The 11,741-nt window shown below is 32.3% G+C and carries 9 protein-coding genes; 4 read left to right on the top strand and 5 right to left on the bottom strand.

The features are described 5' to 3' along the window. Window positions 1–254 precede the first annotated feature (254 nt). Window positions 255–1,895 (bottom strand): recombinase family protein, encoded by a 1,641-nt coding sequence (locus tag GBH57_RS11135; protein WP_161596094.1) that lies wholly within the window; start codon window positions 1,893–1,895, stop codon window positions 255–257. Between the two features lie 26 nt (window positions 1,896–1,921). Continuing rightward, window positions 1,922–2,056 carry a hypothetical protein gene (locus tag GBH57_RS16310; RefSeq protein WP_262714257.1) on the bottom strand — a complete coding sequence of 45 codons (135 nt, stop codon included), beginning with the start codon at window positions 2,054–2,056 and terminating at the stop codon, window positions 1,922–1,924. Window positions 2,057–2,067: 11 nt separating this feature from the next. Between GBH57_RS16310 and GBH57_RS11140 the strand changes: the two genes are divergently transcribed. Genes GBH57_RS11140 through GBH57_RS11155 form a run of 4 tightly spaced genes read left to right on the top strand, consistent with a single transcriptional unit; the run spans window position 2,068 to window position 5,330 of the window. Further along, window positions 2,068–2,496, top strand: coding sequence for a fructose 1,6-bisphosphatase (locus GBH57_RS11140; protein WP_373865838.1), 429 nt, complete (start codon window positions 2,068–2,070; stop codon window positions 2,494–2,496). 13 nt (window positions 2,497–2,509) lie between these two features. After that, the gene (locus GBH57_RS11145) at window positions 2,510–3,328 is read left to right on the top strand and encodes a cell envelope biogenesis protein OmpA (RefSeq protein WP_151674561.1); all 819 of its coding nucleotides are present in this window, start codon (window positions 2,510–2,512) and stop codon (window positions 3,326–3,328) included. Then, the gene (locus tag GBH57_RS11150) at window positions 3,315–3,803 is read left to right on the top strand and encodes a Rab family GTPase (RefSeq protein ID WP_151674562.1); all 489 of its coding nucleotides are present in this window, start codon (window positions 3,315–3,317) and stop codon (window positions 3,801–3,803) included. The genes GBH57_RS11145 and GBH57_RS11150 overlap by 14 nt, the downstream gene beginning before the upstream one ends. Before the next feature lie 12 nt (window positions 3,804–3,815). Beyond that, entirely contained in the window at window positions 3,816–5,330 is a 1,515-nt protein-coding gene (locus GBH57_RS11155; RefSeq protein ID WP_151674563.1) for an ATP-binding response regulator, read from the top strand. 129 nt (window positions 5,331–5,459) lie between these two features. Here the strand turns inward: GBH57_RS11155 and GBH57_RS11160 are convergent, their stop codons facing one another. From GBH57_RS11160 to GBH57_RS11170, 3 genes are all read right to left on the bottom strand, one after another. After that, window positions 5,460–7,475 carry an OmpA family protein gene (locus GBH57_RS11160; protein WP_151674564.1) on the bottom strand — a complete coding sequence of 672 codons (2,016 nt, stop codon included), beginning with the start codon at window positions 7,473–7,475 and terminating at the stop codon, window positions 5,460–5,462. Between the two features lie 11 nt (window positions 7,476–7,486). Next, window positions 7,487–8,404, bottom strand: a complete 918-nt coding sequence (locus tag GBH57_RS11165; protein ID WP_151674565.1) for a PorP/SprF family type IX secretion system membrane protein — start codon at window positions 8,402–8,404, stop codon at window positions 7,487–7,489. A 47-nt stretch (window positions 8,405–8,451) separates the two neighbouring features. Continuing rightward, the coding region (locus GBH57_RS11170; RefSeq protein ID WP_151674566.1) for a T9SS type B sorting domain-containing protein at window positions 8,452–11,741 on the bottom strand (3,290 nt) is incomplete at its 5' end.

Consider the following 11,741-nt stretch of genomic DNA (forward strand, 5'->3'; position numbering starts at 1 on the left):
GGGACGGAGGAACTAAACTGTTTATCGAAAAAAAACAGATTACTATTGACTTTAAAAACGTTTTAAAGTATATTGTATGAGTAAAGAAATTAAGAGTTTGATTTCGTGGTTAACGAAGTCTTATAACGTCGGTATGTTCGTAGTCAGGATAGGTATTTATTTCTCTGAAGTAAATCTTTTAACTTTAAAAACAATGATTATGGTAGAAATAGATAGAATTAGTAATTTCCTAGGAAGTGAATTGATAGTTATTTTTAAGAGTATTGGATGGACCTTTGTGTTAGCGGAGAAGTAAAAATTGCCTGAAAAGTCCTGATGAAAAATATACGAGTTAGTTCTGAGTTTAACCAGTAGAAGTTAAAGCGCACAATAGGGGGAGGTGTGATTCCTCCCTTCTCCACTCGAGAGGACAATTTCAACTTCGTTGAAAATTGTCCTCTTTTTTTATGCCCTAACGTATTGTCTATCTGCAATATAAAGCGTAAAACATCATTAATTCTGGCAGTTCGACATTCGTTTCCTTCAAAAAAGAGATTTTCGGGAAATATCGAACTAAGGAGCATTTGTTTCTGTTTAACAGAAGATTTTTTATAATACTCTTTTAGGTTTTTAAGTAAGTGAACACCTTTATTAAGCCATATTCTATATTGACTATTTCCTGTTTGCAAACTTTTAAGTTCTAGTTTTAGCGATTCTCTTTTTAAACTATATCTATCGTAAGTCTCAGTATAAGCATCAATTTCCATTTTACCATCAATATATAAATCCTGAAGCTTTTCCAGTCGCTTTCTAGTCTGTACTATTTCAGCATTGAGTTTTTTACGTTTTATTGCTACTTGCTGTTCATTTCCTGAGAGTAATTTTTGAACCATCATCTCATAAATAGTCTCTGCTCCTTTTGAAAACTTAAAATCATCTAATATAGATTCAATAGTCTTATTGGCATTTATTGCTGAAATTCTATCCTTTTTACAATGGTTACAATGGTAATAGAAATATTGCTTCCCATTTTGACTCCTTGACGGACTTCCCGTCATTTTACCATTACAGTTTGAACAATAAATAAGTCCTCTTAAAGGCAATTCCTCTCTTAGAGAATTATATACTGGACGATTGGATTTCCTTTTTCTTTTATTTAAAATATTCTGTACTTGATAAAAGGTTTCTTCTGAAATAATCGCTTCATGTAATCCTTCAACTAAAACCTTAGGCTCATCATCTTTTGCAGGAACAACAATCTTACCCATATACATCGGGTTTTTTAAAATCAGTGAAATGTTGTTTCTACTAATAATTACTCCTTTCTCTTTAATATCCTTTCGTATATCAGCTTGTGATTTACCTTTGATGATTTCGTTATATGCATATTGAATATGTTTAGCCTTCTCACTTGGGATAATAATTGGCTTGTTCTCGTCATCTCTGGTATTCTTATACCCAATTGGTGCTTGTCTACACCATCGTCCTGCTTTTAGCGAACCCCTTATTCCTCCTCTAATTTTTAGAGAACGTCTGTCATTATCGATTTCAGGAAAGACTAAATATATAGCTAACATTGCCTTACTCTCTGGAATGGAAAAATCTATAGGTTGCTCTATGGCTTGTACTTCTATTCCTAGAGCTCTAAGTGTCCTGAGCATTAAATTTGCATCAGTCATATTTCTTGAAAATCGATCCCAAGTCGTTATAAACAGATAGTCAATTTGATTTTTATGTCGCTTAGCGTATTCCAAAAAAATTTGAAACTCTGGTCTATTGAAGTTTTTTGCCGAATGATCTTCTCTGTAGTGTTTCAATATATCTATATCATGTCTTTGACAATGTTTAGTAAGCTGTTCAAACTGAACATCTAAACTATAGCCGCGTACCTGATCATCACTACTAACTCGCGACATGATTACTGCTGTTTTTTTCATCATTCTTAATTTTTAAATTGATCTGCAGTCATTTGTGCAAATACTTCTAGCAATTCTAAAACTTGCTTTACTTGATTATCATTTAATTTATCTTCTCTGTTGGCATTTAAAATAGTTTTTGCCTTGTTAATTGAAAACATGTTAGCTTAACATGTGCATCACCTTCATGGATTATGATAGGTTCGCTATTTATATATTATCAATATTATTCCCTCTAGTAATGGCAAAACAAGTAAAAGAAAAACCAGAGAACCTTAATGGCAATAACACAGATGTAACATCTAAGATTGATGCTATCAAAGAACTTATTTTCGGCGAAAATATTCAAGCCTATGATTCAGAATTTGAAGCTGTAAAACGTGATATTCTCTCTAAGAAAAAAGATCTAGAAAACCTCATTGACGATGTTAAATCTGAACTTATACAAAGTATTGATTCTCTTAGTACAGATTTAAACATTAGAATTACAGATCTTGAAGACTCTATGAATGAGAAAATTGAAACTCTTGATCAGAAAAAAGTGAATCGAAAATTGCTTGGTGATCTTTTTATCAAATTGGGAGAGAAAATTGGCGAATAAAACATTTTAGTTTATGAACCAAGAGGAACGGTTAAATATCATAAAAGATATTCTACTCACTGACGAGCGTGAGTTTGCTGCCTCAATTCAAAAAAAAATAAAAGTCTTAGAAAACACTGTTAATGAGAAAGATCAGCTTTCAGAAAAGATAAGCCCTATAATTGACGAGAAGCTAAGTGAATTTGTCAAAGAAATACCTAACAGTCTTGGCCCAACAATCACTGAAGCTCTAAAAGAAGAGATAAAAAACTCTCAAGATGCTGTAGTTGAAGCACTTTTTCCAATTTTAGGAAAAATGGTTAAACGATGTGTACAGCACGAAATGAAATTATTGTCAGAGAAAATAAACACACAGTTGAACAATACGTTTTCTTTTAAACGCTTTTTTAGAAGTAAAAGATCAAAAAATAAAGGTGTGAATGATGCCGATTTAATCATTCAAAAACAATCGAGTCCTAAAATTGAACAAATAATTTTTATTGAAAAAGGCTCTGGGCTTGTACTTGCAGTATACTCTAAAGAAAAAGCTACAGATGAAGATATGGTAGCAGGCATGCTTACTGCAATTAAAAGTTTTATTGAGGATGCATTTAAAAAAGAAGAGCAAGATTTGCAGTATATCGAATATGACCATTACCATATTCACCTTCAAAATTTATCATCTTACTATATCGCTGTTATTGTTTCTGGTGCTTATAACGTTTTATATAAAGATAAATTAGAAGACAAACTCTTAGAATTCGCTAGCAAAATTATAAAACCTGAAATACTAAAAAACAAAGAAATACTAACCAAAAAAATTAAAGTTTATTTTAATAATGACAACATCTAAAAAAATAGTTTTACTTGGACATTTTGGGGTCGGTAAATCTTCTTTGATTAGGCGTTTTGTTGAAAATACTTTTTCTGAAAATTATAAAGTAACTATTGGTGTACATATTTTTAAAAAAGTGGTTGAAGTATCCAACTCAGATTCTATTTCTCTAATAATTTGGGATTTAGAGGGGCAAGATGACATAAAAAAAACACGATCATCATACCTTTTAGGTACAAACGGATTTATATACGTATTTGATTTATCTCGACCTATAACATTTGAAAACCTCAATTCAGAATTAGAATTTTTGAAAGAAAATTTTCCAAATATTCCTGTGAAAGTTGTAGGAAACAAAATGGATTTGGTAACCAAATTATATTTAAAGGATTACAGCGAAGTTTTCGGGCATTTGGTCGATTTTTTTACAAGTGCTAAAACTGGTAGTAGAGTTGATAATCTTTTTTCTAAATTAGCTAAAGAGCTACTTTAATTTTAGTCATAAATGCTTAAAGCATACAAAGAGAAATACTATAAAAATAATTTTCAATATATACTAGTTGATTCGTTAGGGAAGATTATTGATACTGATGATTCTATAATTCCATCAGAATCAAAATATTCAATTCAGGAAGTGCATCCTTTTTTTGAATCTATAAGTGATTTGTTTACTATTAGTAATCAACATTATGATTTTTCGTGCGTTAATTTAGATTTTGAAAAAAAATCAATAATTGCCGACATTGTTATTTATACTCATGATAATAACGAAAACATCATTATCATTGAAAATCTTACAGAACATTATAATAGATATCAACTCACAGCTCAAACAAGAAATGAGTCGGTCATAAATTCTCAGATTCTTGAACTTAAAAACGAATATTTATTAGAAAAAGAACAGTTTAAAAATAACTTCATTGCCAATTTTAGTCATCAATTAAGAAACCCAATAACTGCCTCAGCAATTTTTAGTAAGTTTTTGAGTAATACAAATTTGAACTCTGAACAGAAAAATTACCTTGACATTATTCTATCAGCAAACAATGATCTCAAATATAGAATTAATGACATTTTAGATTTGGCTAAGATAGAATCTGGCCAATTAATTTTAAATGAGACTACTTTTAATTTGAAGGAGTTATTAAATAAAATAGCAACTGGATATCAGATCTTTGCGACAAAACAAAACCTTGATTTTGAAACAGGTTTTGACCCAAAATTACCAAGTTATCTAGTGGGTGATCGTTACAGATTAAAACAAATTATAGGAAACTTAATTAATAATGCGATAAACTTCACCTCAAAAGGTCAAGTAAGTTTACATGTCTCGCTGAATTATATTCGAGCCGAAAAAGCAAGCTTACATATTGAAGTAGCAGATACAGGTATTGGTATAGATAAATCTGAACATGATTCGATATTTGAGCGTTTTACTAAGGTTAACCCAAATTCTCAAAACAACAGAAATATAGGTTTAGGTCTTGCTATTGTGAAATATTTACTCGCTCAAATGAATGGCAATATAAGTATCGAAAGCCAATCTAATCTCGGGTCTAAGTTTGTTTGTAATTTGAGTTTAAAAACAGCCAAAGAATCTCATAAATTATTAGAAGTTTCTCATGAAATTGTCTATCCTGATTTTGACAAAAAAAAGAGTATCCTACTTGTTGAGGATTCAGAATTAATTCAATTATCAATATTGAAAATTCTATCTTCTAACGGTAATTTCTTTTTAAACATTATTTCTAATGGTGAAGATGTGATTCCAACTTTAAAAAATCAAGAAGCCGATATCATATTAATTTCAAATACCATTCAACGCTATTCAGCTGAGGAATTAGCAAGGTCAATCAAAGAACTATCTACAGCACATAAAAAAATCCCAATACTTGCACTTTCTACAGAAGTCTTTAAGGAAGATTTAAAGCGTTATAAACGCTCAGGCATTAAAGATGTTATTTCTAAACCTTTTGATGACAAAAGTCTTTTAGACAAATTATATAAGTATGTAAAGTAAATAAGCGAACTCGAAAGTTCGCTTATTCTACTGCCATTCATCATAATTTTTTGCAATTTCAATTCAAAACCTCCAACTATGAATCATGGCAGGCAATTAATCAACATAAAAACTAAATTATCTGGGGTATTACATTTTTGTAATTATAAATTCTGATCTTCTATTCATTTGATGTTCAGATTCTGAACATCCCACACCATTAGAACATCTATTAATAAGTTGAGTTTCACCAAAGCCTTTAGCACTATCAATTCTATTTGCTGCTATACCTTGAGATATTAAATAATCTCTTGTTGCTTTAGCTCTTCTATCAGAAAGTTCAAGGTTGTAATCATCTGATGATCTTGAGTCTGTATGTGATTCAATTTGAATAACCATTTTTGGATATTCTGTCATTAATAAGACAATTTTATTAAGCTCAAGAGCTGCATCATTTTTTCTAATGTATGACTTGTCTAGGTCAAAATAAATAATGCCAATTTTGATTTTCAAAACACCGCTTTCTTCAACTATCAATTCATTTAAAGTTTCAATACCAAGTGCAACTACGGTTTCTCCTTCTTCTTCATGAGTTATTACTGTCTTTTCTTTCGCTGCATAACCAACTTTAGTAGCAGTAACATTATAATTTTCTCCGCAACCTAATACAGTATTGAATTTATAAGCACCATTAACTCCTGTCATTGTCGTTTCTATTTCTGAACCATCCTTATATAATGCCATTTTAACATTTGAAATTCGTTCTCCAGTTATTGTATTAGATACATAGCCTCTTACTAATTGATTGCATGGAGCTGCTTCAGGTTCTGGTAATCTTATAAACGAATAGATATCATCGTCACCTTTTCCTGTTAATCTATTTGAGCAAACGAAACCTTTATTTTTTTCTTCATTCACAATAAATCCAAAGTCGTCTAATTCACTATTTAAAGGCGTTCCTAAATTATTAGGGGTACTAAAGTTAGAAGCTTCAACCTTACTTTCAAAAACATCCAAACCACCAAGACCTAGATGTCCGTCTGAAGCAAAATATAAAGCGTTATCTGTTATAAAAGGAAACATTTCTCGACCAGCAGTATTTACTTTTTCGCCTAAATTTCTGGGTTTAGAATACCCAGTAAATGTTGAATCTTGTGCATTGTTACTTTCTAAAATATCTACAACAAAAATATCGGTAGCACCAATAGAGCCAGGCATATCAGAAACGAAATATAATGATTTACCATCGCTACTAATTGTAGGATGACCTACAGAGTAATCTTCGCTATTAAAAGGCAATTCTTTAATGTTTTGCCATGTTGGAAGACTATCTTCATCTCGAATCAATTCTGCACTATATAACTTTAAATGATTGGTCCCATTTCCATCTCGTTGCAAATCTCCATCATAGTTGTTTCTTGTGAAATACACTTTAGTTTCGTCAGGAGAGAAAGCCAAAGTAGCCTCATGATATCTTGTGTTTATTGCTTTTGAAAACTCATCTATAAGACTAACATCCGACTCTATTTCATCAAGTTCACCGAGATACATATCAAGAAACGGTTGTTCGTTCCAATGATAAATTCTAGTATGATAATTCGATGAATCAATAGCCGAAGAATACACTAATTTATCTTTATAGTACATGGCTCCAAAATCTGAGTATTTCGTATTAACCGATACATTTTTTAATATAAATCTTGGCTCAATATCTAAGACGTTTTCTATAGTTAATCCTACTTGATTAAGATGTTCTGATCTATCATCTTTAGTCTTTGTTCTTGATGCAAATTCTTTCATCCAACGTTTAGCTTCTCTGTATTTACCAATACCTTCCAGCGAATGTGCATATCTAAAAATATATTCTGGATCAATATCAGAATAGAAACTAGAAACCAATTGATCATAGAAACGATGCGCATTTTCCATATCTGTATTAAAAAAGTAAGAATCACCTGCTCGCTTCAATAATCTGACGTGCTCAGCTCTTTCTTCAGAATCAAAAGACTTGCTATTTGTATCTAAAGACTTAATTTCAGCCTCATATAAAGCTGCAGCTTCTTTATACCACATTCTGTCAAACAGTTTGTCTGCCTTTTTTGTTGAACTCTGCGCAAAAGAAAAATGTAATGCACATAATAGTAATATTGTTATTGTATTTTTCATTTAGCTTATGTTTAGAAGAAACGAGGTGATTTTAATTGTTTTTCTTTGGTTCTTAATTCAAAACGCAACATGATTTCATGAGTACCAGAATTAAAATCCTGTAATTCAGTTGTTGTATAATCGTAAGCATAGCCAATCATTAATTTGGGCGATACTTGCAAGCCTATTAAGCCACTTACAGAGTCATCCCATCTATAGGCTACACCAAGTCTTAGAGCGTCGTCAAACATAAAATTAGCAGACAAATCAACTATAATAGGAGCTCCAACTACAAACTTTCCTAAAAAGGCTGGCTTAAATTTTACTCTCGGACTTAAATCAAATACTTTTCCACCAATTAAGAAGAAATGTAATCGTTCTGCTGAAACAGAATTTTGAACTTCATCATAAAATTTACTAGTTAAAAAATTAGGTACTGAAAGTCCGATATAACTTTTATCGCTATGAAGATATACACCAGCTCCAATAGTTGGCAAAAATTTATTTCTAATGTTTTGCTGAAAGATATCCTCATCAACTTGTTGGTTATCACGATTAAAATCAACATTCAATAAACGACCACCTCCCTTTATTCCAAAAGACAGCTTTCTTTCATCTGAAACTCTAATGGTATAAGAAAAATTAGCATCTAAATAAAATTCATCAGAAGGTCCTAATCTATCATTTACAATAGAAACACCTAGTCCAACATTTTTCCCTATTGGAGAATCGACACTAAACGATTGTGTTGTTGGCGCTCCGTCGAGACCTACCCATTGCGTTCTATGAAGTCCAGTAAAAGTTAAGTGGCCTCTAGACCCTGCGTAAGCAGAATTTACAGTTAATGTATTAAACATATAATCTGTGTATTGTGGGTCTTGTTGACCATAGCTCACTAGTGTTAAGAAAAACACTAGTGTACTAATCGCTATATTATGTTTTAAATTCATCTTTAATTATTTATGTTTGAGGTATATTGAATTTTTTAATAGTCATTTTATCTAATTAAATATAGCCAGCCAGCTCTCCGCTCTGAACCATTACCTAAATCGAGTATATAATAATAAGTCCCTACTGGTAGTTTTTCATTTTTATTGAATACTGACCTTCCATTTGATTCTCCATTAAATGTATTATCATAACCTTCCTTACTATACACTAGATTACCCCATCTGTTGTATATTTCTAAGGTATTGTTAGGATAATTATTGATACAATCGATATAGAAGAATTCATTCTTGCCATTTCCGTTAGGAGAAAACTCTTTATAAATCTTCAAACATTCAGGATCAATAGTCTCGTTAGCTGAATCGTTTGTATCATCAGAATCTATTTGATCTAAGAATTCTAAGCTTGCTGTATTAACATAATCGTTAATATCTAATACAATTACTGATACATCTAATGATTCTGTATCTCCAGCACTTACTGAAGGTATTTGCCATACACCTGTAATCTCGTTATAAGATCCAGAAGTCGCATTAGAAGACACAAACTCATATCCTGAAGGAAGTACATCTAGAATTTCTACCGATGTTGCATCAATATTACCAAGATTGGAAGCTGTTATTGTAAAGGTTACAGTATCTGCAATTGACGGATTTGAATTATCAACTGTTTTATTCACTTCAATATCAGTTGTTGGTGTATTTAAAGTTGCACTGCCTTCATCATCTTCACTTTGATCACCATCATCATTATCTGGATTACTATTTGGATCAAATTGATCACTTGCAGTAATCTGAGCAACATTTAAATATTCTCCTTCCTCTAGTGTAGGCATATTTACTGTTGCCTCATAGGTTAAAGTTAATCCCATCAATGGTACGGTTAGATTTGTCCAGTCGATGACATTTCCGAATAATAAACCTCCATTACTAATATTAGTTATATCACTATAACCTATTGGTAAGATATCTTGTACTGCAACACCTGTTGCTACATTAGCTCCAGCGTTATTAATCTGAAGTGTAAACGTTACGACATCACCAACATTAGCATTGACATTACTCACTGATTTGTTTAAACTTAAATCAGCAGTTTCTGTCATGATTTGGATACCATCTTCATCATTTTCACTTTGGTCTCCATCATCATTGTTTGGTTCACTATTTGGATCCATAACATCACTAGCAGTAACTTCTGCTGTATTGAAATATTCTCCATCTACACCTGTTGGTTCATTAATGATGACATCTATAAATAATGTTTGAGACGATCCACTTGCAATTGTACCAACCGTCCATAGACCAGTCACTTCATTATAAGTTCCTGAAGTTGCGCTGAATAATATGAAATCAAAACCTGCTGGTAATAAATCAATGACTTCAACACCAGTTGCATCATCTGGCCCAGCATTACTTACTGTAATTTGGAATGTGATTTCATCACCAACATTTGGCATAATATCATTATCAACTACTGTTTTTGAAAGTGACAGGTCTGCCATAGCATCGACAGGTGTTACGACAACATTATCTTCGTCATCCTCACTTTGATCACCATCATCATTATTAGATTCAGAATCTGGATCTAAGACATCTGTTGCAGATATTTCAGCAATATTGGTATAGTCACCTGTTTCATTAACTATAGCGTCAATTAATAAAGTCTCTGTTACTCCATTAGCCATTGTTCCAATAGTCCAAAGTCCAGTTGTATTATTATAAGTACCTGCTGTAGAACTAAACAATACAAAATTAAATCCTGACGGTAATAAATCTGTCACTTCAACTCCCGTCGCAGCATCAGGTCCATCATTAGTTACTGTAATTATAAATGTAATTTCAGAACCAACTAATGGTGATGTTTCGTCATTTACAACAGCTTTTGTTAATGATAAATCTGCGCTAGCATCAACTGGTGTTACTATAGCATTATCTTCATCATCTTCACTTTGATCACCATCGTCATTATCTGGTGCTGAATCAATATCTAAGACATCTGAAGCAGTTACTTCGGCTATGTTTAAATAGTCTCCTGTTCCATTGACTAATACATCAATTAATAAGGTTTCAGATTCGCCATTAGCAATACTTCCTATATTCCATAACCCTGTTACTTGATCATATGATCCTGACGTTGAACTGAAAAGCACAAAGTCATATCCTGATGGTAATAAATCGGTTACTTCAACTCCTGTTGCAGCCTGAGGACCATCATTAGTTACTGTGATTTGAAATGTGATTTCAGAACCAACTAAAGGTGTTGTATCTCCATCGACTACTGTTTTTACTAATGAAAGATCTGCAATTGAATCAACTGGTGTTACGATTGCATTGTCTTCATCATCTTCACTCTGATCGCCATCATCATTATCTGGTGCTGAATCAATATCTAATACATCTGAAGTAGTTACTTCGGCTATGTTTAAATAGTCTCCTGTTCCATTAACTAATACATCAATTAATAAGGTTTCAGATTCGCCATTGGCAATACTTCCTATATTCCATAATCCTGTTACTTGATCATATGACCCTGACGTTGAACTGAAAAGAACAAAGTCATATCCTGATGGTAACAAATCGGTTACTGTTACTCCTGTTGCAGTCTGAGGACCATCATTAGTTACTGTGATTTGGAAAGTGATTTCAGAACCAACCAATGGTGTTGTATCACCATCGACAACAGTTTTTTCTAATGATAAATCTGCAATAGCATCTACAGGAGTTACTATAGCATTATCTTCATCATCTTCACTTTGGTCACCATCATCATTATTTGGAATAGAATCAATATCTAAAACATCTGATGCTGTAACTTCAGCTATATTTAAATAATCACCTGATCCATTAACTAATACATCGATTAATAATGTTTCTGATTCGCCTGCAAGGATAGAACCAACTGTCCATAAACCAGTGACTTCATTATACGTTCCTGTTGTAGAACTGAACAATACGAAATCATAACCTGATGGTAATAAATCCGTAACGGTTACCCCTGTTGCATTTTGAGGACCATCATTAAATACTGTAATTTGAAAAGTAATTTCTGATCCAACTAAAGGCGTTGTATCACTATCTACTACTATTTTAGTTAATGATAAATCAGCTTGAGCTGGTGTAATCGTTATTGTATCCTCATCATCATCGTCACCATCGCCATCACCATCTTCATCTACTGTTCCATCTGTCGTTGGATCACTATCTGGATCATATTGATCACTTGCAGTAATCTGTGCAGCATTCGTATATTCTCCTACTGCGCCTGTCGGTGCATTCACCGTAGCTTCATAACTCAGTACAACTGTACCATTGTTTGCTGCTACTGTTAAACCTGTCCAAT

It is taken from the genome of Patiriisocius marinus (genome assembly GCF_008974325.1).
GTDB lineage: Bacteria > Bacteroidota > Bacteroidia > Flavobacteriales > Flavobacteriaceae > Patiriisocius > Patiriisocius marinus.